The following is a 21,684-nucleotide window of genomic DNA, read 5'->3' on the forward strand; positions in this document are numbered from 1 at the left end:
TCCACACCTGCGGGAGCGAACCTGTTCGCTCCCGCATTTGATCCGCCCGGAGACGGTCAAAGCGTCGAGCGGATCAACGCCCCCAGCCAGTCCATGAACACCCGCACCCGCAACGGCAGATGCCGCTGCCGGGCGTACAGCAGCGAAATGCCCATCGCCGGCGCGGTGTACTGCGGCAACACGGTCACAATCTCGCCGCTGTCCAGATAGCTGTTCATGCCGGTACGCGGCACCTGAATCAGTCCGAAACCACCCAGGCACGCCGACTCGTAGGCATCGGTGCTGTTGACCGTGACACTGCCTGCCATCGGCACACGATGGACCTGGCCGTCCTGCTCGTAGACAAACCCTTCCGAACGCGAACCCAGCACCCCGACGTAGTGCACCAGTCGGTGCTGCGCCAGGTCTTCAAGTGATTGCGGCACACCGTAGCGTTGCAGATACGCGGGGCTGGCGCAGTTGATCATGCTGAAATCCCCCAGGTGTCGCGCCACCACCGACTGATCGGGCTGCGCGCCGATGCGCACCACACAATCGAAGCCTTCGGCGAGCAGGTCGACGCGACGGTCGGTGCTGCTGATTTCCAGTTCCAGATTCGGATGCCGCGCCATGAATTCCGGCAGCTTCGGCATGATCAGCCGTCGCGACAGAATGTTCGGCATATCGACCCGGATCCGCCCGGTCAGCGACGCTTCGTCCTGACGGAACAGGTTCTCGATTTCGTCCATGTGCGACAGCAGATCCTTGCTGCGCTCGTACAGCGCGAGGCCGTCCTGAGTCGCCTGCACCCGTCGGGTGGTGCGTTGCAGCAGGCGCGTACCGAGCAGGGTTTCCAGGGCCTGCACCTGCTCGGACACCGTCGAGCGCGGCAGTCCCAGGCTCTCCCCCGCCATCGTAAAACTCGACAATTCGCTGACCCGGACGAAGGTGCGCAGCAGTTCCAGTTTGTTCATGGGTGACCTGTTGATTGTTCGCAATGACCGACCAGTGATTCCGGTTTCAGTCTGTTTATCACCTCAGGGCGGATAAATAAACTTTGCTGCATCAACCGTCACCGCTCTCGAGGAAGACCCATGAACCGCAAAATCGCATTGATCACTGGTGCCAGCCGTGGCCTTGGCAAGAACGCTGCCCTGCATCTTGCCGCGCAAGGCGTGGACATCATCGGCACCTACAACAGCCGCGCCGATGAAGCGCAATCGCTGGTCGAGGAACTGAAAACACTCGGCGCCAACGCCGTGATGCTGCAACTGGATGTTGGTCGCAGCAAAGGCTTTGCCGACTTCGCCGTGCGGGTCGAACAAGCGCTGCAACAACTCGGGCAACCGCGCTTTGATTTCCTGATCAACAACGCCGGGATTGGCGTGCATGCCTCCTTCGCCGAAACCACACCGGAGCAGTTCGACCTGCTGATGAATGTGCAGTTGAAAGGGCCGTTCTTCCTGACTCAGCAACTGCTGCCGCTGATCAACGATGGCGGGCGGATCATCAATATCTCCAGCGGTCTGGCCCGCTTCACCCTGCCGGGTTATGCGGCCTACGCGGCGATGAAAGGTGCGATGGAAGTGCTGACCCGTTATCAGGCCAAGGAGCTGGGCGCGCGGCAGATCGCCGTGAACATCCTGGCACCGGGTGCCATCGAAACCGACTTCGGCGGCGGCGCCGTGCGCGACAACTCGGCGCTGAACGCCATGGTCGCCAGCAACACCGCGCTGGGCCGCGCCGGACAGCCGGATGACATTGGTGGCGCGCTGGCGCTGTTGTTGTCGCCGGGGGCTCAGTGGATTAACGGTCAGCGCATTGAGGCGTCGGGCGGGATGTTTCTCTGAACCTGCAAAAGTGGCGAGGGAGCTTGCTCCCTCGCCACAGCTGTGTTTATCCCTGGCAAGCGTTGCGCATCACCAGCCGCTCGCGCACCAGGTCATAACCCCAGTGGTAGACGTAGGTGTACGGCAGGAAGAACAGCAACACGCCGATGTCGAGCAGGAACGCCTGCCACAGGCTGACCGACAGCCATCCGGCAATCAGCGGCACGCCCATCAAGATCAGCCCGCCCTCGAACAGCAACGCGTGCAGCACCCGCACCCAGGCATTGCGGGCGATGTTCCAGCGCTTGAGCATCCGGTCGAAAAAGCCGTTGAACACCACGTTCCAACCCAGGGCCAGCAATGCGATGGCGATAGTAACGGCGCCCATTTCCACCATCGGCTTGCCCATGATCCACGCCAGCAAAGGGGTGCAGATCAGGATCGCCAGCAGTTCGAAACCGATGGCCTGGAAAATACGTTCAGTGATGGATTTGTTGGCAGTCATGGCCGAAGTCCTCTGTGAAGATGGTTGCCATGATCCAGCACCGCACCGATACTTCATAATCAATAACCATCGATCAAGGCGATAGTGCATGGCGTCTCAGGAAGTGTTGCTGGCGTTTGTCCAGGCGGCGACTCAAGGCTCGTTTTCCGCGGCGGCGCGCAAACTCGGGCGCAGTCAGTCCACCGTCAGTGCGGCGGTGGCCAGTCTGGAAATCGATCTTGATCTGATTCTGTTCGACCGCAGCAGCCGCAAGCCGACCCTGACCCCGGCCGGCCACGTGATGCTGCAACGGGCCGAGGCGATTCTGTCGGCCAACAGCCAGATGGAAATGACCGCCCGGCAATTGGCCCAGGGCGTCGAGCCGAAACTTACGGTGGCAATTTCCGACACTTATCAGTCCGAGCGCTTCGAAGCGGCGCTGGTGGGTTTCGAGCGGCGCTATCCGGATCTGGAACTGGAGTGTCTGATCGCCGAATGCGATGACCTGATCGAACTGGTACAACGCGGTCGCGCACACCTGGCGTTCGCCGAGATGCAGGACAATTACCCGCCGGATCTGGCGACCTCGACCGTCGCCGAGCGCACTGAAATCGCCCTGTTTGTCGGCCGTAATCATCCGTTGGCGACACTGGAATCCGTCGATCAGACGGTCCTTGAACAGCATCGCGAGCTGCGCCTGGCGACCATCGTCAATCCCTATGACAGTCGCGGCAAAGGCCGGGTATGGTCGGCGCCGAGTTATTTGATGCTGCTGGAAATGGCCCAGAAAGGTTTTGGCTGGGCACCCCTGCCGCGTTGGCTGGTGGCGCATTTCGGCAACGATTCGCTGGTTGAACTGAATGTGCGCGGCTGGCCGAAACCGGTGTTCGTCGATGCGTTGTGGTCGCGGCTGTATCCGCCGGGGCCGGCGGGGAGCTGGTTGCTCGGCAAGATGCTTGAGTAAAGGTTCAGGCAGCGGCAATGGCTGGCGGTGCTGGAAAAACCGGCCGGCCCCACGTTTCGGGATGGCTAGGGTGAGAGCAAGCGGTCCAGAGCCGAAAGCCGTCCCTCGATAAACCGCCGCTCCGGCTCCTGCCGCGTCAACGCCAGCGCCCGCGAATAAGCCGCCCGGGCCTCCCCGACCCGCCCCAATTGCCGACAGAACTCCGCCCGCGCCGAATGCGCCAGGTGGTAATCCTGCAAGTCCCCGCGCTCCAGAATCCCTTCGATCAAGGTCAACCCGGCCTGCGCACCGTCGCGCTTGGCCACCGCCACAGCCCTGTTGAGTTCGATCACAGGCGACGGCACGGCCCGCAGTAATACGTCATACAGCCCGACGATCTGTTCCCAGTCCGTCTCTGCTGCTGTCGGCGCTTCGGCGTGCACCGCCGCAATCGCCGCTTGCAGGCAATACGGCCCGAAGCGTCCGGTGGTCAGCGCCCGCTCCACCAGATCGCAGCCCTCGGCAATCAGCCCGGAATTCCACAGCTCGCGATCCTGATCATCCAGCAGAATCAGTTCCCCGTCCGGCGATGAGCGCGCCGACCGTCGCGACTCGTGCAGCAGCATCAATGCCAGCAGGCCCATGACTTCCGGGTCGGGCAACAACTCCAGCAGCAGACGCCCCAGACGAATCGCCTCACGGGTCAAATCCTCGCGGGTTACCTGCTCGCCGCCGGACGCCGAGTAGCCTTCGTTGAACACCAGGTAAATCACCCGCAGCACACTGTCGAGACGCTCGGGCAATTCGTTCAGGCCCGGAACTTGATAGGGGATTTTCGCATCGCGGATCTTTGCCTTGGCGCGCACGATGCGCTGGGCAATGGTCGCCGGAGCCGAGAGGAACGCCCGGGCGATTTCTTCAGTGGTGAGGTCGCAGACTTCACGCAAGGTCAGCGGCACCTGTGCATCCGATGCCAGCGCCGGGTGGCAGCAGGTGAAAATCAGCCGCAGGCGATCGTCTTCCACGTCTTCGGCGTCCCATTCGGACTGTTCCAGCTCTTCCAGTTGTGCCAGCAACAGCGGTTGCGACGCCTTGAACCGTGCACGGCGGCGCAATACGTCGATGGCCTTGAAGCGCCCGGCGGACACCAGCCACGCTCGTGGATTGTCCGGAACGCCATCGCGCTGCCAGCGCTCGACCGCGACGAAGAACGCCTCGTGCAAGGCTTCTTCGGCGAGGTCGAAATCGCCGAGCAGGCGGATCAGGGTCGCAAGGATCCGCCGCGAATCTTCGCGATAGACCTGCTCGACCCGGGCCCTGACCTCAGACATTCAACTGCCGCACGGGACGCACTTCGACACTGCCGACCCGGGCCGCCGGAATGTGGCCGGCGACCTGGATTGCTTCATTGAGGTCCCGTGCGTCGATCAGGTAAAAACCGGCCAGTTGCTCCTTGGTCTCGGCGAACGGACCGTCGGTGATCGACAGCTTGCCGTTGCGCATGCGCACCGTGGTGGCGGTCTGCACCGATTCCAGCGCTTCGGCGGCGACCATCCGGCCGCTGCCCTGGATCGACTCGGCATAGGCCCAGCACTCGGCGTCTTCCGGGCTGTCGGGCGACGAATGCAGCAGGCGCTCATCGCTGTAGACCAGGCATAAATACTTCATGGCGTTCTCCTGAATCGGACGGATCAACTATGGCTGAAGATCAGGGTTTCGCATCGAACAGGGTCGAGCCGGTCATCGGATCGAACGGTGCCGACCAGTGTTCGTGGGCAATTTTCCACGCTCCGTCGACCAGCCGGTAACAGGCGGTGGCGCGCATCCAGCAACTCTGGGTTTCGCCCTTGTCATTGGTGCCTCCGCAGTTGGCGACCCAGTGGGCGAAGGCGATGCTGTCCCCGGTCTCGATGGCGATTTCGTGGAATTCGAAGATGTGCGGGCCGGGGCACATTTCCATGCAGGCGATCCAGTGGGCGCGGTAGGCCTCCTTGCCCTTGAATTGCAGGGCCTTGATGGCATCGAACGAAACGATGTCGTCGGCGTACAGGGTCATGACCTTGTCCACGTCCTTGGTCATCACGGCCTGACGGTAGATGTCGATGATGGCTTGAATCTGCGCTTGCGTGCTCATGGGGTTTCTCCATGTTTTTGTTGTGAAGACACCCTTTGTCGTTCGGCAATGGGCCGGATCGACAACGTGAACAAAAAAATTCGCTCGCCAACAAAATCGCTAGAATCCCGGATTCATCTTTGCAGGAAAAAGGAAATTCCCGTGTCCGCCCGACTGGTGCCTTACGAAAGCCTGAACGCCACCCAACGCCAGCAGGTCGAGGCCATTGAAATCCACCCTGAGCAAATCAGGTTCTCCGGCGACATCCACGGCGCCCTGCACACGCTGCTGTCGAAACCCGGCCCCGGCGTGAAAGGTTTTGCGTTGCTCGCTGACGAGGTGCCGGTGGCATTCCTGCTGCTCAAGCGCCCACCGGTGTTGCCGGCCTGGGCCAATGAACACAGTGCCACCTTGCACGCCTTGCAGGTCGATCACCGGGCTCAGGGCAAGGGTTACGGCAAGGCCTGCCTGCTGGCGCTGGCGGACGTTGCGCGTCAGGCCTGGCCAGAGATCAAAGGACTGGAACTGTCAGTGGACGCCGACAACGACGCCGCGATTGCGCTGTACGCCAAATACGGCTTCGTCGACAGCGGCGAAGCGTACAAGGGCCGCATCGGTTACGAGCGGCGCATGAGCCTGTTTTTCCAATCGTCGGGGGAACAACGATGATCGATTCAATCGAAGCGCTGGAAGCCATTTACGGCTTGCCCCACGAACGTGCCGTGCGCAAGCAGATCGATTTTCTCAACGAGGACTATCAGGCGATGGTCCGGGTCTCGCCGCTGGTGATTGTCAGCTCGGTGGGCGTCGATGGCATCGACGGCTCTCCGCGTGGCGATACGCCGGGGTTTGTGCGGATCATCGACGAGCGCACCCTGGCCCTGCCCGACCGACCGGGCAACAACCGCATCGATACCTTGCGCAACGTGCTCCACGATCCACGGGTGTCCCTGTTGTTCATCATTCCGGGGATCGGCGAGACGCTGAGGGTCAATGGCACTGCGACCATCAGCGCTGATCCTGAGTTATTGGAAAGCTTCGCGGTCAACGGCAAACCGGCACGTACTGTGTTGCTTGTGACGGTGGAAGCGGCGTTCTTCCATTGCTCGAAAGCGTTTGTGCGTTCGGATGCGTGGAATCCGCAAACCCATCTGCCGCGCTCGACGCTGCCGACGGCGGGCGCGTTTCACAAGCGTCTGAATGACGGGCAGTTTGATGCCGAGGCTTATGATCGCGAGGCCCCGGCGCGGGTGCGTGAAACCCTTTACTGACACCGCCCATCGATCGTTCCCGCGTCGAGGCGTCGAACCGTCTGCGTGGGAACAATCAGGTCCGGGGCTGTTCTTCAGAGGGTCAGGATCATCTCATGCCACGCCATCCCGCCGTGGTCGGACTCGGACGGTTTTATGTAGGCAAAACCGAATCCGGCGTACAGCGGGATGTGCCGTTCCTTGCACATCAGGTGAATCGTTGCCTTGCCCTGGGCACGCATGCGCTCGATGAACTCGCCAAGCAGAGTTTTGGCCAGACCGAGGCCCTGATAATCCGGGTGCACCACCACCGACATGATCACCACGTTCGGCCCCGCCGGGTCGTGGCCGATCAGTTCCTTGAACGCCTCGTCCGACATCTGCACATCAAACGCCGCACCGGAGTTGATGAACCCGGCCACCTGCCCGTCCACTTCGGCGACGATGAAACCGTCCGGCCAGGTGGCGATGCGCGTCGCGATCTTCTCGCGGGTCGCGGCTTCGTCGCCTTCGTAGGCAAGAGTTTCGATGGCGTAGCAGCGGTCCAGGTCGGCGGCGGTGACGTGGCGGATGACGGTGTTCATGGCAGCTCGAAATCAGTGAAAACGGGGCTGCCAAGGATAAAGGAATAAGGTGTTCATATCGATCCGCACAGACAGCGTAAAGCCTGCGTATAAGCGCTTTTCTTCGCAATCGGGACGGTCTATTCCTGAGCACTGTCTCTGATCACCCGAGGGGGGAACAGTTTATGAGCAGCGTGGAAATCGGTTTGTTGATGGTGTTGGGTATCAGCGTCTTCGGCTTCATCACCCTGGGCATCGACCTGTTGCGGGCGCGACGGATCAAGGGCAAATAGCCTGGAACGGCAGCGCGAAACGGGCTCGCGCTGCCGGTCGCCCATCAGGTTTTCTTTTCGACCGGGACGCAGATTTCCAGCTTTCCGGTTTTGAGCCTTGGATTGAAGTCGGCGCTGTAGCGCTCCAGCTCCGGGGCGTTCAGCCCTTTGTATTCGGACGCCGGCAGCCAGGTGTTGTAGATGTAATCAATGGTTTTTGGCAACTGATCCAGCGAACCCTTGTGTTCGAACACCGCGTACTGACGCGGGAGAATTTCGATCCACGGATACTTTTCCTGCGGGAACTCATCAAGCTTGCTGATCTCGACGCCAGCCATGTAATCGAAACCGCCGTTGCCGTCGAAATTGCTGCAGACACCGTAGGTGACTTCGCCTTTCTGGCCGGGAATGTTTCCGATGTGCGGGATCAGCTTTTCCCACAACGCCGAGATGTCCTGAACGGTCTCTTTGGTGAAACGGTCGCGAAAACCTGCAATCAGCAGGAAGTGTCCATGTTCGAAGCGAGGTTCAGCCACTTCGACGCGTTTTTGCTCATCCATGACTCGACTCCTTGGAACGAAAAAAGTGGGTTCGGCTGGGAGTATAGAAGCCAAACCCGATTCGCACATTTACAGCGTATGCAGGGCCTCGGCGGTGCCTGAGCCGACGAATTCGTTATAACCGGATACGATCACGTAGACCGCGAAATAGCAGAAGATCGCTGCAGATGCCAGGTAGGAATAGCGCAGCAGTTTGTCGCCCAGCAGCTTCCCGCCATGACTTGCGGCGAAGCACAGACCCGCCGACCACAACAGCCCGGCACACAGGAAGCCGCCGAGGAACAGCGCCGAGCTCAAGGGGCCGCCGCCACCGGAACGGGCGATCAAGGTGCCGCCCACTGCCGCGAACCAGAGGATGGCGCTCGGCGATGACATGGCAACAAAGATCCCCCGAAAGAACTCCTTGCGATGGGAGTTCTGGCCGACCTCCGCTGCCTGCGCCAGCTGCGCTTCATGATGGATGGCCGAATAGATCATCTTCGCCGCGAAGTAGATCAACAGCGCCGAGCCACCGATCCACAGCACCCAGCGCACGGTTTCGTATTGCAGCAGAACGGTCATCCCGGCCAGGGCCAGCACTGCGTAGATCAGGTCACCGACGCAGGTCCCGAGACCCAGCGCGAAGCCCTGAAAATAGCCGCGCTGCATGGCCAGGGTGATCATCGCGATGTTGGCCACGCCGATGTCCAGGCACAGCGAAAGGCTCAGCAAGAAGCCGCTGGTGAATTCCATTGACCGTTTTCCTTGGGAAAAAATTGTTGTCGTGCACGCTGGACAGTCTGCCACTGCTGCCCTTATCTTCCGCCACAGGTCACCGCAGTGACCAGCGTCGCTCGGACGGTTCCGGGCGCTTACGTTATCCGAGGCAACAATGGCTGAACAAGGTTCGCCGCGCCGCTTTGCGCGCATCGATCGACTCCCCCCTTACGTTTTCAACATCACTGCCGAGCTGAAGATGGCCGCCCGACGTCGTGGCGAAGACATCATCGACTTGAGCATGGGCAACCCCGACGGCGCCACGCCGCCGCACATCGTTGAAAAACTGGTGCAGGTTGCACAACGCGAAGATACCCACGGCTACTCCACGTCCAAAGGCATTCCGCGCCTGCGCCGGGCGATTTCCAACTGGTACAGGGAACGCTACGAGGTCGATATCGACCCGGAAAGCGAAGCCATCGTCACTATCGGTTCCAAGGAAGGCCTGGCGCACCTGATGCTGGCGACCCTGGATCAGGGCGACACCGTGCTGGTGCCGAACCCGAGCTACCCGATTCACATCTACGGTGCCGTGATTGCCGGCGCCCAGGTGCGATCGGTGCCGCTGGTGCCGGGCGTGGACTTCTTCGACGAGCTGGAACGGGCGATTCGCGGCTCGATCCCGAAACCGAAGATGATGATCCTCGGCTTCCCGTCCAACCCGACCGCGCAGTGCGTGGAGCTGGATTTCTTCGAACGGGTGATCGCCCTCGCCAAACAGTACGACGTGCTGGTGGTGCACGACCTGGCCTACGCCGACATCGTCTACGACGGCTGGAAGGCCCCGTCGATCATGCAGGTGTCGGGTGCGAAGGACATTGCGGTGGAGTTCTTCACCCTGTCCAAGAGCTACAACATGGCGGGCTGGCGCATTGGCTTCATGGTCGGTAACCCGGAGCTGGTCAGCGCCCTGGCGCGGATCAAGAGCTACCACGACTACGGCACCTTCACCCCGCTGCAGGTGGCCGCGATTGCGGCGCTGGAAGGCGATCAACAGTGCGTGCGCGACATCGCCGAACAGTACCGTCAGCGCCGCAACGTGCTGGTAAAAGGCCTGCATGAACTGGGCTGGATGGTCGAGAACCCGAAAGCCTCGATGTACGTCTGGGCGAAGATTCCCGAGGCCTATGCGCACCTCGGTTCGCTGGAGTTCGCCAAGAAGCTGCTGGCCGAGGCCAAGGTCTGCGTCTCGCCGGGTGTCGGTTTTGGCGAGTACGGCGACGATCACGTGCGCTTCGCGCTGATCGAGAACCAGGACCGGATTCGTCAGGCGGTGCGCGGGATTCGCGGGATGTTCCGGGCCGATGGCCTGACACCGAAAACAAGCGGCTGACGCAAAACCTGTGGGAGCGAGCTTGCTCGCGATGAGGCCGTCACTGCAACAAAGATGTCGACTGGACCACCGCTATCGCGAGCAAGCTCGCTCCCACAAAGATTTGTGGATTCCGTGAAAAGTCATCACCCACAAAAAAACCGCATCGCTGCGGTTTTTTTGTGTCTTGCGTTCGAGGTTAGACGAACAGCGACAGCAACAGAATGAAACCCAGGCCCACTACCGACAGGATGGTTTCCATCGCTGTCCAGGTCTTGAAGGTCTCGGCCACGGTCATGTTGAAGTACTGCTTCACCAGCCAGAAACCGGCGTCGTTGACGTGGGACAGGATCAGCGAACCGGCACCGGTGGCCAGCACCAGCAGCTCACGGTTCACGCCCGGAATCATCCCGACCACCGGCACCACAATGCCCGCGCCGGTGATGGTCGCCACGGTGGCCGAACCGGTCGCGATGCGGATCACCGCCGCCACCAGCCACGCCAGCAGGATCGGCGAGATCTGCGCGCTGACAGCCATGTGGCCGATCACGTCACCCACACCGCTGGTCACCAGCATCTGCTTGAAGCCACCGCCGGCACCGATGATCAGGATGATCGCGGCGGTAGGCGCCAGGCTCGCATCCAGCCACTTGAGCATCTGTTGGGAACCGATGCCCTGCTTACGGCCGAAGGTGTACAGCGACAGCAACAGTGCCAGCAACAGTGCCGAGATCGGGTGACCGATCATGTCCATCCAGGTGCGGAAGAAATGACCGTCCGGCAGCGCCACGTCGGCGAAGGTTTTCAGCAGCATCAGGAACACCGGCAGCAGCACGGTGACCAGGGTGATGCCGAAGCTTGGCAGATTGGTCGAATCGGTTTCACGGGCCAGTTGATCGACCAGTTCCTGATTCGGCGTGCCCGGAATGTGTTTGGCGATGAACGTACCGAAGATCGGGCCAGCAATGATGGCAGTCGGCAGTGCGACGATCAGACCGTAGAGAATGGTCTTGCCGATGTCGGCACCGAACACGCCGATGGCCAGCAGCGGGCCCGGGTGCGGCGGTACCAGACCGTGCACGGCGGACAGACCGGCGAGCAGCGGAATACCGATCTTGATGATCGATACGCCGGTGCGACGGGCGACGATGAACACCAGCGGAATCAACAGCACGAAGCCGATTTCGAAGAACAGCGGAATGCCCACCAGGAAGGCGGCGAACATCATCGCCCATTGCACCTTGTCCTTGCCGAAGGCGCGGATCAGGGTCTGGGCGATCTGATCGGCACCGCCGGACTCGGCCATCATCTTGCCGAGCATGGTGCCCAGCGCGAGGATGATGCCGACGAAACCGAGCACGCCACCGAAGCCGTCCTGGAACGCCTTGATGATGGTGCCGATCGGCATGCCGGACGTCAGGCCGAGGAACGCGGCGGCGATGGTCAGGGCAATGAAGGGATGGAGCTTGAATTTGGTGATCAGGACGATAAGCCCGATCACCGTGACCACTGCATCGAGCAGCAGATAGGCGTCATGGGACATGCCAAACATTGGGGGTGTCTCCTGGTTTGTTGTTGTTATTAAAGCGGGTTAATCAGAAGCCGAAAGGACAGCGCTGTCTTCACAATCACACTCATACCGCCTGCTTCAGGCCATGGGCCTGCCACCAGACGTGAGCTTGTGAGGCCAGTTCTTCAACGCTGTGGATCGAAGCGTTCAGGGCCAGGGTCAACGGTTCGCCGACCGGCGATTCAAGCGTGGCGAACTGGCTTTCGATCAAGGTGGCCGGCATGAAGTGCCCCGGGCGATGGGACACGCGATCGGCGGCGACTTCAGGCGTCAATTCGAGGAACACGAAACCCAGGCCCGGCAAGGCACTGCGCAGACGTTCGCGGTAAATATGCTTGAGGGCCGAGCAGGTCAGCACCGGGCGCTCGCCCTTGGCGTCGACACGGCGCAGTTCGTCGCACAGGCTGTCGAGCCAGCCGGCACGGTCTTCGTCGTTCAGGGGAATCCCCGCGCTCATCTTTTCGATGTTCGCGGCCGGATGGAAAGTATCGCCTTCAATGGCAGTGGCGCCGCTCAATCGGCACAGGGCCTCGCTGACGCACGTCTTGCCGCAACCGGCAACGCCCATGATGACCAGGGCGGTGATGGGATGATTCATTTAACACCTCAGCGCGCAGACAGCGCTACCTTCGCTAGCTATGACTCTAGTGCACAGGCAGAAGTTGCCGACGCCTTCTTGTCGTTTTTTTGGGTTGCAGCAGGTTTTGTCCCCACGCCAAAAAGCGAGGATCAGGCAGGACCTCGCTCACGCATTTGCAGCTGCATAAGGACAGCGCTACCTTAGTGCCTTGATTTTTGTTTGGCAAGCCGCCCGATGACCACCCCCAAAAACGATAAAAACACCCGCACCACCGGCCGTCCCACCCTCAATGAAGTCGCCCGGCTGGCCGGCGTCAGTCCGATTACCGCCTCCCGCGCCCTGCGCGGGGTCAGCACCGTCGCCACCGAACTGGTGGAGAAAGTCCAGAAGGCCGCGCTGGAGCTCAACTATGTGGTCAACCCTGCCGCCCGCGCCCTGGCTTCGGCCCAGAGCCATTCGGTGGTAGTCCTGGTGCCTTCGCTGGCCAACCTGTTGTTCATCGATACGCTGGAAGCCATTCATCGGGTGCTCACGCCCAAAGGCTTCGAAGTGCTGATCGGTAACTTCCACTACTCCCGGGATGAAGAAGAAAACCTGCTGCGCAACTACATGGCCTATCAGCCACGGGGCCTTCTGCTGACCGGCTTCGACCGCACCGAAACCTCGCGTCGGATGATCGAGGCCAGCAACATTCCCTGCGTGTACATGATGGAACTGGACAGCGCCGCCGGGGTGAACTGCGTCGGCTTCTCCCAGCTCAGCGCCGGGGAAACCGCCGCCGAACATTTGCTGTCCCGGGGCCGCAAGCGTCTGGCCTACATCGGCGCGCAACTCGATCAGCGCACCCTGCTGCGCGGTGAAGGTTTCCGTAAAGCACTGCAGAAGGCCGGTCGCTACGACCCGGATCTGGAAGTGTTGACCCCGCGTTCTTCCTCCGTGGGCCTGGGCGGCGAGTTGTTCCTGCAACTGCTGGCGGCGCATCCGGACGTCGATGCCATCTTCTTCGGCAACGACGACCTGGCTCAGGGTGCCCTGCTCGAAGCGCTGCGCAACGGGATCAGGATCCCCGAGCAAGTGGCGATCCTCGGTTTCAACGACCTGCCGATGTCGGAGCACATGGTGCCGCGTCTGAGCAGCATCAACACCCCGCGTGAAGCCATCGGCCGGCGTGCGGCGGAGCAGATGCTGACGCTGATGGCCGGCAACAGCGTGGCGCGACCGGTGGAGGACATGGGCTTCGAACTGAAAATCCGCGAAAGCACCTGACCCCTGGGATCCCTGTGGGAGCGAGCTTGGTCCGGGCGGCGATCCGACGAAGGCGTCGTGTCAGCTGGCAGTTGCTTATCTGATCTACCGCTTTCGCGAGCAAGCTCGCTCCCACAAAGGGATCTGCGCAACGTTCAATGACCTAGTAGGTCGACAAGCGCAAGCGCGCCCTTCTGCAACGGCTGGCTCTTGAGCCACACCGCGTGCACCGGCAGCACCAGGCCGTTTTCGATGTTGCGGAAATTCAGCCGTTTCAATCGCCCCGAGTCCAGCCACGGCTGCACCACCGACAACGGAAAATTGCCCCAGCCCAGCCCCGCTTCCACCATTTCCAGTGCCGTTTCCAGGTTGTCGGTACGCCAGTGGGATTCGGCCACCAGCGGCCGGGTTTCGCTGATCGGCAGATCGCGACTGCCAACGACAATCTGCCGCACCTGCACCAGATCCTCGAGAAACAGATCCTGCCCCTGCAACAACGGACTGTCCGCCGCCAGCGTCGCGATCATCCGCTCGCTGCCGACAAACTGAAAGCGCTCCAGCACGTTCACGCTCAACCCGGCGAACGCCAGGCACACACTGACCCGACCGCTGTGGAGCATCGCCAGCACATCATCCTGCGGCGCGGTCAGCACTTCGATGTCGAGCAGCGGATGACGCTCGCTGATCTGCTTGATCGCCGCCAGCAACCGCCGACGATCGATATCCGTCGCCACGCCGATCGACAATTTGCTTTCCAGCCCCAACGACAACTGCACCGCGTGCACCTGCAACTGCTTGAGCTGATCGGCGATCAGTCGCGCATGAGGCACCAGCGACAGCGCCATCGCTGTCGGTTGCGGTTCGCGGCTGCTGCGGTCGAACAACGCATAACCGAGTTCGGCCTCCAGATTGCCGATGGCCATGCTCACCGCCGACGGCACTTTGCCCAAGGCCCTGGCCGCAGCGGAAAACGAACCACGCTCGATCACGGCGAGAAACAGCTCAATGCTTTCGCTGTTGAAATTCAATCCATGCACCTATCAATAAAACTGAAAGCTGATGACTTTTTCTGTCATCACCATTGAAGCTATCTTTCGTCGCCTTCGCCAGCCCGGCTGGCCACAAGTCGCAAGAAAGAGGCAATTCCCCATGCAAGGCGTCAAACGCAAACTGGTCTATGTGTCGCTCTATGAAGTGATCGGCATGACCTTCTCGGCTCTCGGCCTGGCGCTGCTGTCCGGCACCTCCCCCGGCAGCACCGGCCCGCTGGCGGTGATCATCACCACCATCGCCGTGACCTGGAACTTCATTTACACCTCGCTGTTCGAGCGTTGGGAAAGCCGTCAGACCTCGCGTACCCGCACAGTCAAACGCCGCATCGCCCACGCCGTCGGCTTTCAACTGACGCTGATCGTATTTCTGATTCCGCTGATCGCGTGGTGGATGAACATCAGCCTGGTGCAGGCCTTTCTGCTGGATCTGGCGCTGATCGTGTTCATTCCTTGCTACACCTTCGTCTTCAACTGGCTGTTCGATAAAGTGTTCGGCCTGCCGGCCTCGGCGCTACCGGATCCGGCACCCGCAGCATGAATCGCTGATTGGTAAGCGGATATTGCAAGAAATCGGCGGTTTTCCTGCTTGAGACGCCGATATAAGCAATCCCTGAGTTCCGATAGCAGGCTAAGCTTTTCCATCAATAAAAAATGGATCAGCCCATGACAGCACACGCACCCGCCGCGCAATGCGACGGCACCGACCCGATACGCGCCGCCCGGATTTCCGCCCGCATCGACCGCCTGCCGGCAGTCGCCACGATCTGGCGGCTGGTGGCGCTGCTGTCGATCGGTGGTTTCTTCGAACTCTACGACCTGTTCCAGACTGCCTATATCAGCCCCGGCCTGATCCGCGACGGCATTTTCGCCACCGGCAACCAGGGCGTGTTTGGTTTCTCCGATCAAGCGGCCTTCGCCTCGGCGACCTTCCTTGGCCTGTTTCTCGGCGCCAGCCTGCTGAGCCCGATGGCTGACCGTTTCGGGCGGCGGGCGATCTTCACCTTCGCGCTGGTCTGGTACACCGTGGCCACGGTGCTGATGGGCCTGCAGAGCTCGGCGCTAGGAATCATCTGCATGCGTTTTCTGGTGGGTATCGGCCTTGGCATCGAGCTGGTGACCATCGACGCCTACCTCTCGGAACTGGTCCCCAAACGCATGCGCAGTTCAGCGTTCGCCTTCGCGTTTTTCGTGCAGTTTCTGTCGGTACCGGCGGTGGCGCTGATGTCCTGGTGGCTGGTGCCGCAGGCGCCTTTCGGGGTGTCCGGCTGGCGTTGGGTCGTGTTGGCCAGCGCAGTGTTTGCGCTGTTTATCTGGTGGTTGCGCAAGCGCTTGCCAGAATCGCCGCGCTGGCTGGCCCAGCATGGACGCTTCGATGAGGCGAACCGGATTCTCGAGGGCATTGAGGCACGTTGCGAAAAAGATCACCGTCAGCCACTGGATGCGCCGGAAACCGTGGCCATCGACGTCGAAGGCAAGGGCCGCTTCGCCGACATCTGGCAACCGCCTTATCGCCGCCGCGCACTGATGCTGATCGTCTTCCACATTTTCCAGGCCATCGGTTTCTTCGGCTTCGGCAACTGGTTGCCGGCGCTGCTGTCCGGCCAGGGTGTCAGCGTCACTCACAGCCTGATGTACGCGTTCATCATTACCCTTGCCTACCCGCTCGGTCCGCTGCTGTTCGTCAAATTCGCCAACCGTTTCGAGAACAAATGGCAGATCGTCGGTTCGGCCCTGGGCGCCATGACTTTCGGCACCTTGTTCGCGTTGCAGACCAGCGCCTTCGGCCTGATCTTCTGCGGGGTGATGATCACATTTTGCAATGCCTGGCTGAGCTTCAGTTATCACTCGTATCAGAGCGAACTGTTCCCCACCAACATCCGCGCCCGGGCAGTGGGGTTCTGTTATTCGTTCAGTCGTTTGTCGACGGTGTTCAGCAGCCTGTTGATCGGTCTGTTCCTCGACCACTTCGGCACGCCGGGCGTGCTGGCGTTCATCGTCGCCAGCATGTTGATCGTGATGCTGACCATCGGTTATTTCGGCCCTCGCACCCGTAACCTGGCGCTGGAAAACATCGCCCATCGCTGACGGACAACGGTCATCTTCTGCCGCCTTCCGGCAAGGGATGACCGCTTAGCCTGTCCACAACAAACACAAGCCATTGAAATAAGAGGACTTATTGGGTGGGCACGGTATTTGCTGCCAAGGACTGACAGCCATTACCTACAGGTTCTTTCATCATGTTGGTCAGTGCAAAACAACAGCAAATCATTCACCTGCCCAAGCAGCTGAATGACGATGCAACTGCCACGGCAGCGGCCGGTCTGCAAGGCGGGCTCCACGGCGCAATGCTGCAAACCCTGCAAGCCCAGGCTCAAGCGCAAACTGCCGAAGCCTCTGCCAAAGTGCAGGATTCCGCGACCCGGCTCGCCACCCAGCAGGTCAACGAAGCCACACGCATCAGCGACAACGTCGACGAGGCGTTCGCCAAGACCCGTGTTGCCCTGCAAACCTCCGATACTTCGACGACCAAGTCCTCCGGATCTTCGGCGCTGGACGAATTCAAGGACTACATGAGCAAGTCGCCGGAACAGCGCCTGCGCGACAGCATCCTGAAGGAAATGGGTCTGACCGAAGATGACATCGCAGCGATGCCGCCGGAAAAACAACAGGCCATCAACAAAGAGATCGCCGACCGTCTGCAGGACAAGGTGAAACTGGCCGAAGCCGAGAAGCAGAACAAGCAGGACGCCAACTCGGTCAAGCTCAGCGACCAATCGGCCGACAAGTTCCTTGCTTCGCTCTGAAGCTGAAAAACGACGCAAAGAAAGAGGATCCCTGCGGGGATCCTTTTTTATCTCCAGGCCGTCAGTTCAATTGCAACGTCTCATTGAACTGACTGATCGCATCCACCACATGCCGGGAGCCCTGCTGAATCTCGCGGATTGCGTCTCCCGCTTCGTTCGCCAGCTCCACCCCAAGCCCGGTGCGGCTCAGGCTCGACTGCATGCTCGACACCGCACTCAGTGACAACTCGTGGTTCTTGCGCACCACATCGACGATCTCCAGGGTCGCCTGACTGGTCCGCGCCGCGAGGCTGCGTACCTCGTCCGCCACCACCGCAAATCCTCGCCCGTGTTCACCGGCCCGCGCCGCTTCGATGGCCGCGTTGAGTGCCAGCAGGTTGGTCTGGTCGGCGATCCCGCGAATGGTCTGGACGATGGTGCCGATGATGTCCGACTGTTTGCTGACCGCATCGATGCTCAGCGCCGCTTCGTTGAGATCGCGGGAAATGTCCTGAATGATCTGCACCGTCTGCTGCACGACCTGTGAGCCTTTTTGCGCGCAGGCGTCGTTTTGTACCGAGGTGCTGTGGGCCGATTCCGCAGCGGTCTGCAAGGTGGTCATCTGATGGGTGATGTCGCTGGCGAATTTCACCACTTTGTACAGCCGGCCCTTGGCGTCGAACAGCGGGTTGTAGGAGGCTTCGAGGTAAACCGTCTGCCCGGACTTGTTCTTGCGTTCGAAGCGGTGCGAGTGATATTCGCCGCGATTGAGCGAGGCCCAGAACGCCTTGTATTGTGCCGACTCGGCTTCGGCACGGTGACAGAACAGACTGTGATGGTGACCGACGATTTCATTGAGTGAGTACTGCATGGTCTTGAGGAAGTTGTCATTGGCCGAGATCACATTGCCTTCCGGGGTGAACTCGATGACGGCCATCGAACGGCTGATGGCGGCGAGCATGCTTTCCTCTTCTTTTTCCTTGTTCACCCGCGCGGTAATGTCCGAGGCCACTTTGATCACACTTCGAACCTGTTTGTCAGGGCCATACACCGGCATGTAACTGGCTTCCAGCCAGATCTCCTGACCGCGTTTGTTCAAGCGCAGGAAAGTCCCGCTGAGCGGTTCGCCACGGGCCAGGTCACGCCACAATTTTGCGTATTCCTCGCTGCGATAAAACGCTTCTTCACAAAAGATCCGGTGATGCTTGCCCCGTACTTCCTCGGCGCTGTAGCCCATGGTCTTGCAGAAGTTGTCATTGGCATCCAGCACGATGCCGTCGGGGGTGAATTCGATCATCGCCATGGAACGGCTGATCGCTTCCAGCCTGGCATTGGCTTCGGTCAGGGCACAGCTGAAACGCTCGATTTCCTGCAGGTCAGCCTTGTGATGTAGGTTGAACATGTTTGTATCACCTTCAGCGCGGTCTTTTGATTTGATGAAAGTTCAGCTCTTTCAGAATCCACCACTACGTTCCACAGAACAGGCACACGCATTCCTCCACGGGAGGAAGTTGTCAGGTGATAAATGATGATTAATCAAAGAGTCCATGCAGCGACGCTCTAATCAAGACATCCTTCTCTTGATAGCCCGCGAACGGGCCATTCCTAACGCGTAAAAGAACTTCCATTTAAAAAACATGCTCCTTGCCGGTTAAGTGTCGGTGCCTTGGATTGCGCACTCTGGCAGCTTTGTTCTCGGCTAACCGGTCGAAGCGCTTTGATTGCGGTCGACATAGTTAGTTACGTGTGAGCATAGACAGCGCAAAGCCTTGCGCAAGGCCACTAGTCGGCCAGCACTCGGCGACTCCGGACAAGATAAGGACAAGAAACGGTTCAGCGGACGGAAGGTTTGTTGCCATTGCGACAGACTCGCAATGGCAACTTTAAAACAACTTAATGACCGGAAAAGAACTACAGACCTGCACTGACTTTATTCGCCACCTCTCCCGGAACCCACGGTTTCCAAACTTGCGATTGATCGCGCAGAAATGCCTCGGCGACCTGGCGTGGCTGCTGACGTTTTTCGCTCATTCCGGCCAGGGTCCGGTTCAGCAGATCAATCGGAAAGTCGACCTTCTCAAAGAATGTCACCAGCTCCGGGTACTGCGCCTTGAACGGTGCCGAGACGCCAATCGCCAGGCTTGCCGGCATCGAGCGGGTACCTCGCGGATTGGGGTTATTGGCATCGGCGAGGGTTTTCCAGGCCTCGGCGTCGAACGGCGGCTCTTCCAGCTTCACCAGTTTGAAGCGACCGAGCAACGGCGTCGGCGACCAGTAGTAGAACAGCACCGGTTTGCCGCGCTTGATCGACGACGCCACCTCGGCATCCAGTGCCGCGCCGGAACCGGTACGGAAGTTGACGAAGCTGTCGTTCAGCGCGTACGCCTTGAGCTTCTGACTGTTGACGATCTCGGAAGTCCAGCCGGTCGGGCTGTTGAGGAAGCGCCCACGACTGGGGTCTTCCGGGTCCTTGAACACATCCTTGTAGCGCGGCAGGTCGGCCACCGATTTCAGCTCCGGCGCCAGCGGTTTGATCCCGCGCTCGGGGTCGCCCTTTATCACGTATTCCGGCACCCACCAGCCTTCGGTGGCGCCCTTTACCGTATCGCCGAGGCCGAACACTTTGCCCTCGGCAGCCGCCTTGACCCAGGCCGGACTGCGCCCGGCCCACTCTTCGCCGATCACCTGGATGTCGTTTTTCGCCAGCGCCGCTTCCAGGCTGACGGTGCTGCCCGGCAGTGTATCGGTGGAGTAGCCGTAGCCTTTCTCGACAATCAGGCGCAGCACTTCGGTGATGAAACTGCCGCTTTCCCAGGTGATGTCACCGAAGTGGATCGGTGCCGTTTTTTCCGCTGCCACGGCGTGCCCGGCCGTCAGGGTCAGGACCAGCAGCGAACTGCCGAGCAGTTTTTTGATCGATCTCATGCGGACCTCTTGTTCTGGGAGGAAATCAGGGTTTGGTTGGCGCTGTGGCGGTTGCACAGCGCTTGGGAACGGGTCATGTACAGGCTCACCGAACGCTGGGAGATGCCCAGTTCGGCGGCGATTTGCGGGTAGGTCAGGCCGTCGATGCGGGCCAGCAGAAAGGTCGAGCGCACCTTGCCCGGCAGACGCTGCAGCGTCCGGTCCAGATGTTTGAGACTTTGCGCCAGGTGTGCCAGGTCTTCGGGAGATGGCGCGTGATCATGGTCGCCCTGTTGAAGCTGATGCAGATACCGACGCTCCAGATCGCCCCGCCGCCAGCGCTCATACAGCAGGCGCCGGGCGATAGTGGTGAGCAAGGCGCGGGGTTCGCGGATGGCGGTCAGGGTCGACGCTTCGAGCAGCTGTGCGAAGGTTTCGGCGGCGAGGTCTTCGGCTGTGGCTGCATCGTTCGAATGCCGACGCAGACGTGTGCACAACCATTGGTAATGGTCGCGAAACAACGTGTTCACATGATTTCGATGGGATGAGTCGGCGCCGGACATGGGGGCTCCTTGGTCAAGGGTCGCTGAATGTCCGGTCGTCCGGTGGCGCGATCCTAGCAAGGCGCCTTATGCGTTAAAAATACTTAAAAAGAATTTTTATATTCCATTAAAGAATTATTCAAAACCGCTAGCGCAAGCGGTCATAACCCAGTTCTTCGGCCTCGCGCTGATAATCCAGCAGGACGAGGTAATCGCTTTCACTGGCGGGCAGGACTTGCGGCAATCCCAAAATGCGAGCTACGTCCGGCAAGTCTTGCAGGCCACGATTCATCGCCCGACGCAGCTGCTCGATCTGCGCGTCCGAAGCACTGGCAGCGGTGATGAAGGGCAAGGTCGGACTGAGCGCACTGCGTGCCACCACCCGCAAGCCGCTGACCTCTTCAGCGGCGTGTTGCGCCAGGTATGCAAAGGTCACGCTGTCGATGGCCGCCAGGTCGGCACGGTCTTCACGCAACCAGCGCAGGCTCTGGCGATGGCCGCCACTGAGGCCCACCGAAGCGAAAAAACGGCCGTCCCGCTGCAATGGCGCCAGACGCTGGCGCAACAGGTTCATGCCGCTGTTGGAGTCTTCGCTGTTGATCACCCCGCGACTGTCGAAGAACGCCGCCAGGTTCTCGCGCGGATCATCGGCCCGGGCCAGGATCAGGCTGCAATGATTGCCGGCCGTGGCGTCCGGCAACTCGTAGCGTGGACGACCGACAATCCTCACCTGCCCACGCAGCGCGGTCATCAGTGGATAGCCGCAGGTCTGGGTCAGCAGCAATTGCGGCGACAGCCAGAGTTCAGGCAGCGACAGGCCTTCGGCACTGCGCCGCGAGCCGTCCAGGTGATCGAGCATTCGCGCCAGCCACTGCTCATTCGCCGCCCGGATCGGCTCCGGTGCGATGTACATCAACAGCTCTGCGTAACCTGACGTCATGGTTTCC

Annotated in this window: 24 protein-coding genes and 1 pseudogene; 9 read left to right on the top strand and 16 right to left on the bottom strand. The window is 60.5% G+C overall.

What is annotated here, in order from left to right:
- Positions 1-56 precede the first annotated feature (56 nt).
- The gene (locus BBF94_RS12360; RefSeq protein ID WP_065259305.1) at positions 57-953 is read right to left on the bottom strand and encodes a LysR family transcriptional regulator; all 897 of its coding nucleotides are present in this window, start codon (positions 951-953) and stop codon (positions 57-59) included.
- Between the two features lie 120 nt (positions 954-1,073).
- On the opposite strand from BBF94_RS12360, the gene BBF94_RS12365 reads away from it, so the two are divergent.
- Positions 1,074-1,829, top strand: coding sequence for an SDR family NAD(P)-dependent oxidoreductase (locus BBF94_RS12365; protein WP_065259306.1), 756 nt, complete (start codon positions 1,074-1,076; stop codon positions 1,827-1,829).
- Between the two features lie 46 nt (positions 1,830-1,875).
- Here the strand turns inward: BBF94_RS12365 and BBF94_RS12370 are convergent, their stop codons facing one another.
- On the bottom strand, positions 1,876-2,313 hold the full coding sequence (locus BBF94_RS12370; RefSeq protein WP_065259307.1) for a multidrug/biocide efflux PACE transporter: 438 nt from the start codon (positions 2,311-2,313) through the stop codon (positions 1,876-1,878).
- An 88-nt stretch (positions 2,314-2,401) separates the two neighbouring features.
- Here BBF94_RS12370 and BBF94_RS12375 point away from each other — a divergent pair, with 88 nt between their 5' ends.
- On the top strand, positions 2,402-3,256 hold the full coding sequence (locus tag BBF94_RS12375; protein WP_065259308.1) for a LysR family transcriptional regulator: 855 nt from the start codon (positions 2,402-2,404) through the stop codon (positions 3,254-3,256).
- Between the two features lie 65 nt (positions 3,257-3,321).
- Here the strand turns inward: BBF94_RS12375 and BBF94_RS12380 are convergent, their stop codons facing one another.
- Genes BBF94_RS12380 through BBF94_RS12390 form a run of 3 tightly spaced genes read right to left on the bottom strand, consistent with a single transcriptional unit; the run spans position 3,322 to position 5,369 of the window.
- The gene (locus tag BBF94_RS12380) at positions 3,322-4,566 is read right to left on the bottom strand and encodes an RNA polymerase sigma factor (protein WP_065259309.1); all 1,245 of its coding nucleotides are present in this window, start codon (positions 4,564-4,566) and stop codon (positions 3,322-3,324) included.
- Positions 4,559-4,903 carry a YciI family protein gene (locus BBF94_RS12385; protein ID WP_065259310.1) on the bottom strand — a complete coding sequence of 115 codons (345 nt, stop codon included), beginning with the start codon at positions 4,901-4,903 and terminating at the stop codon, positions 4,559-4,561. The genes BBF94_RS12380 and BBF94_RS12385 overlap by 8 nt, the downstream gene beginning before the upstream one ends.
- A 40-nt stretch (positions 4,904-4,943) precedes the next feature.
- Positions 4,944-5,369 (bottom strand): YybH family protein, encoded by a 426-nt coding sequence (locus tag BBF94_RS12390; protein WP_065259311.1) that lies wholly within the window; start codon positions 5,367-5,369, stop codon positions 4,944-4,946.
- 141 nt (positions 5,370-5,510) lie between these two features.
- Here BBF94_RS12390 and BBF94_RS12395 point away from each other — a divergent pair, with 141 nt between their 5' ends.
- Positions 5,511-6,017: a GNAT family N-acetyltransferase gene (locus BBF94_RS12395; RefSeq protein ID WP_065259312.1), complete on the top strand. Its 507-nt coding sequence runs from the start codon at positions 5,511-5,513 to the stop codon at positions 6,015-6,017.
- A complete protein-coding gene (locus tag BBF94_RS12400; RefSeq protein ID WP_065259313.1) occupies positions 6,014-6,619 on the top strand; it encodes a pyridoxamine 5'-phosphate oxidase family protein in 606 nt (201 codons plus the stop codon). Before BBF94_RS12395 ends, BBF94_RS12400 begins: the two co-directional genes overlap by 4 nt.
- A gap of 74 nt (positions 6,620-6,693) precedes the next feature.
- On the opposite strand, the gene BBF94_RS12405 is transcribed toward BBF94_RS12400, so the two are convergent.
- The 3 genes from BBF94_RS12405 to BBF94_RS12415 form a co-directional block, all read right to left on the bottom strand.
- Positions 6,694-7,182, bottom strand: coding sequence for a GNAT family N-acetyltransferase (locus BBF94_RS12405; protein ID WP_065259314.1), 489 nt, complete (start codon positions 7,180-7,182; stop codon positions 6,694-6,696).
- A 316-nt stretch (positions 7,183-7,498) separates the two neighbouring features.
- On the bottom strand, positions 7,499-7,993 hold the full coding sequence (locus BBF94_RS12410; protein ID WP_065259315.1) for a GyrI-like domain-containing protein: 495 nt from the start codon (positions 7,991-7,993) through the stop codon (positions 7,499-7,501).
- Between the two features lie 69 nt (positions 7,994-8,062).
- Positions 8,063-8,725 carry a LysE family translocator gene (locus BBF94_RS12415; RefSeq protein ID WP_065259316.1) on the bottom strand — a complete coding sequence of 221 codons (663 nt, stop codon included), beginning with the start codon at positions 8,723-8,725 and terminating at the stop codon, positions 8,063-8,065.
- Between the two features lie 139 nt (positions 8,726-8,864).
- Between BBF94_RS12415 and alaC the strand changes: the two genes are divergently transcribed.
- Complete coding sequence (gene alaC / locus BBF94_RS12420) at positions 8,865-10,082, top strand: alanine transaminase (RefSeq protein WP_065259317.1); 1,218 nt, start codon at positions 8,865-8,867, stop codon at positions 10,080-10,082.
- 178 nt (positions 10,083-10,260) lie between these two features.
- Here alaC and BBF94_RS12425 read toward each other — a convergent pair whose 3' ends face one another.
- Both BBF94_RS12425 and BBF94_RS12430 read right to left on the bottom strand, forming a co-directional pair.
- Positions 10,261-11,613 carry a GntP family permease gene (locus BBF94_RS12425; protein WP_065259318.1) on the bottom strand — a complete coding sequence of 451 codons (1,353 nt, stop codon included), beginning with the start codon at positions 11,611-11,613 and terminating at the stop codon, positions 10,261-10,263.
- A gap of 82 nt (positions 11,614-11,695) precedes the next feature.
- The gene (locus BBF94_RS12430) at positions 11,696-12,229 is read right to left on the bottom strand and encodes a gluconokinase (RefSeq protein ID WP_065259319.1); all 534 of its coding nucleotides are present in this window, start codon (positions 12,227-12,229) and stop codon (positions 11,696-11,698) included.
- Between the two features lie 216 nt (positions 12,230-12,445).
- Here BBF94_RS12430 and gntR point away from each other — a divergent pair, with 216 nt between their 5' ends.
- Positions 12,446-13,477 carry an HTH-type transcriptional regulator GntR gene (gntR, locus tag BBF94_RS12435; protein ID WP_065259320.1) on the top strand — a complete coding sequence of 344 codons (1,032 nt, stop codon included), beginning with the start codon at positions 12,446-12,448 and terminating at the stop codon, positions 13,475-13,477.
- 134 nt (positions 13,478-13,611) lie between these two features.
- Here the strand turns inward: gntR and BBF94_RS12440 are convergent, their stop codons facing one another.
- A complete protein-coding gene (locus tag BBF94_RS12440) occupies positions 13,612-14,484 on the bottom strand; it encodes a LysR family transcriptional regulator (protein ID WP_065259321.1) in 873 nt (290 codons plus the stop codon).
- A gap of 121 nt (positions 14,485-14,605) precedes the next feature.
- Here BBF94_RS12440 and BBF94_RS12445 point away from each other — a divergent pair, with 121 nt between their 5' ends.
- From BBF94_RS12445 to BBF94_RS12455, 3 genes are all read left to right on the top strand, one after another.
- Entirely contained in the window at positions 14,606-15,046 is a 441-nt protein-coding gene (locus tag BBF94_RS12445; protein ID WP_065259322.1) for a PACE efflux transporter, read from the top strand.
- Between the two features lie 125 nt (positions 15,047-15,171).
- Positions 15,172-16,593: an MFS transporter gene (locus BBF94_RS12450; protein ID WP_065259323.1), complete on the top strand. Its 1,422-nt coding sequence runs from the start codon at positions 15,172-15,174 to the stop codon at positions 16,591-16,593.
- 152 nt (positions 16,594-16,745) lie between these two features.
- Positions 16,746-17,312 (top strand): hypothetical protein, encoded by a 567-nt coding sequence (locus tag BBF94_RS12455; RefSeq protein WP_065259324.1) that lies wholly within the window; start codon positions 16,746-16,748, stop codon positions 17,310-17,312.
- Between the two features lie 61 nt (positions 17,313-17,373).
- Here BBF94_RS12455 and BBF94_RS28395 read toward each other — a convergent pair whose 3' ends face one another.
- The 5 genes and pseudogenes from BBF94_RS28395 to BBF94_RS12475 form a co-directional block, all read right to left on the bottom strand.
- Complete coding sequence (locus tag BBF94_RS28395; protein ID WP_371320920.1) at positions 17,374-17,913, bottom strand: methyl-accepting chemotaxis protein; 540 nt, start codon at positions 17,911-17,913, stop codon at positions 17,374-17,376.
- A 9-nt stretch (positions 17,914-17,922) separates the two neighbouring features.
- Positions 17,923-18,693: pseudogene (locus BBF94_RS28400) on the bottom strand (PAS domain-containing protein); the annotation flags it as partial.
- 509 nt (positions 18,694-19,202) lie between these two features.
- Entirely contained in the window at positions 19,203-20,216 is a 1,014-nt protein-coding gene (locus tag BBF94_RS12465; protein ID WP_065259326.1) for an ABC transporter substrate-binding protein, read from the bottom strand.
- The gene (locus BBF94_RS12470) at positions 20,213-20,758 is read right to left on the bottom strand and encodes a sigma-70 family RNA polymerase sigma factor (RefSeq protein ID WP_065259327.1); all 546 of its coding nucleotides are present in this window, start codon (positions 20,756-20,758) and stop codon (positions 20,213-20,215) included. Before BBF94_RS12470 ends, BBF94_RS12465 begins: the two co-directional genes overlap by 4 nt.
- A 127-nt stretch (positions 20,759-20,885) precedes the next feature.
- A complete protein-coding gene (locus BBF94_RS12475) occupies positions 20,886-21,677 on the bottom strand; it encodes a phosphate/phosphite/phosphonate ABC transporter substrate-binding protein (RefSeq protein WP_065259328.1) in 792 nt (263 codons plus the stop codon).
- Positions 21,678-21,684 lie beyond the last annotated feature (7 nt).

The sequence above is a fragment of the Pseudomonas bananamidigenes genome, assembly GCF_001679645.1.
GTDB classification, from domain to species: Bacteria; Pseudomonadota; Gammaproteobacteria; order Pseudomonadales; family Pseudomonadaceae; genus Aquipseudomonas; species Aquipseudomonas bananamidigenes.

Excerpts from the sequence above, each read along its gene's own strand:
- BBF94_RS12390 (WP_065259311.1), bottom strand. The coding sequence starts at position 5,369 with ATGAGCACGCAAGCGCAGATTCAAGCCATCATCGACATCTACCGTCAG.
- BBF94_RS12450 (WP_065259323.1), top strand. The coding sequence starts at position 15,172 with ATGACAGCACACGCACCCGCCGCGCAATGCGACGGCACCGACCCGATA.
- BBF94_RS12465 (WP_065259326.1), bottom strand. The coding sequence starts at position 20,216 with ATGAGATCGATCAAAAAACTGCTCGGCAGTTCGCTGCTGGTCCTGACC.
- BBF94_RS12405 (WP_065259314.1), bottom strand. The coding sequence starts at position 7,182 with ATGAACACCGTCATCCGCCACGTCACCGCCGCCGACCTGGACCGCTGC.
- gntR (WP_065259320.1), top strand. The coding sequence starts at position 12,446 with ATGACCACCCCCAAAAACGATAAAAACACCCGCACCACCGGCCGTCCC.
- alaC (WP_065259317.1), top strand. The coding sequence starts at position 8,865 with ATGGCTGAACAAGGTTCGCCGCGCCGCTTTGCGCGCATCGATCGACTC.
- BBF94_RS12425 (WP_065259318.1), bottom strand. The coding sequence starts at position 11,613 with ATGTTTGGCATGTCCCATGACGCCTATCTGCTGCTCGATGCAGTGGTC.
- BBF94_RS12370 (WP_065259307.1), bottom strand. The coding sequence starts at position 2,313 with ATGACTGCCAACAAATCCATCACTGAACGTATTTTCCAGGCCATCGGT.
- BBF94_RS12400 (WP_065259313.1), top strand. The coding sequence starts at position 6,014 with ATGATCGATTCAATCGAAGCGCTGGAAGCCATTTACGGCTTGCCCCAC.
- BBF94_RS12455 (WP_065259324.1), top strand. The coding sequence starts at position 16,746 with ATGTTGGTCAGTGCAAAACAACAGCAAATCATTCACCTGCCCAAGCAG.
- BBF94_RS12430 (WP_065259319.1), bottom strand. The coding sequence starts at position 12,229 with ATGAATCATCCCATCACCGCCCTGGTCATCATGGGCGTTGCCGGTTGC.
- BBF94_RS12365 (WP_065259306.1), top strand. The coding sequence starts at position 1,074 with ATGAACCGCAAAATCGCATTGATCACTGGTGCCAGCCGTGGCCTTGGC.
- BBF94_RS12380 (WP_065259309.1), bottom strand. The coding sequence starts at position 4,566 with ATGTCTGAGGTCAGGGCCCGGGTCGAGCAGGTCTATCGCGAAGATTCG.
- BBF94_RS12410 (WP_065259315.1), bottom strand. The coding sequence starts at position 7,993 with ATGGATGAGCAAAAACGCGTCGAAGTGGCTGAACCTCGCTTCGAACAT.
- BBF94_RS12475 (WP_065259328.1), bottom strand. The coding sequence starts at position 21,677 with ATGACGTCAGGTTACGCAGAGCTGTTGATGTACATCGCACCGGAGCCG.
- BBF94_RS12470 (WP_065259327.1), bottom strand. The coding sequence starts at position 20,758 with ATGTCCGGCGCCGACTCATCCCATCGAAATCATGTGAACACGTTGTTT.
- BBF94_RS12360 (WP_065259305.1), bottom strand. The coding sequence starts at position 953 with ATGAACAAACTGGAACTGCTGCGCACCTTCGTCCGGGTCAGCGAATTG.
- BBF94_RS12415 (WP_065259316.1), bottom strand. The coding sequence starts at position 8,725 with ATGGAATTCACCAGCGGCTTCTTGCTGAGCCTTTCGCTGTGCCTGGAC.
- BBF94_RS28395 (WP_371320920.1), bottom strand. The coding sequence starts at position 17,913 with ATGACCACCTTGCAGACCGCTGCGGAATCGGCCCACAGCACCTCGGTA.
- BBF94_RS12385 (WP_065259310.1), bottom strand. The coding sequence starts at position 4,903 with ATGAAGTATTTATGCCTGGTCTACAGCGATGAGCGCCTGCTGCATTCG.
- BBF94_RS12445 (WP_065259322.1), top strand. The coding sequence starts at position 14,606 with ATGCAAGGCGTCAAACGCAAACTGGTCTATGTGTCGCTCTATGAAGTG.
- BBF94_RS12375 (WP_065259308.1), top strand. The coding sequence starts at position 2,402 with ATGGCGTCTCAGGAAGTGTTGCTGGCGTTTGTCCAGGCGGCGACTCAA.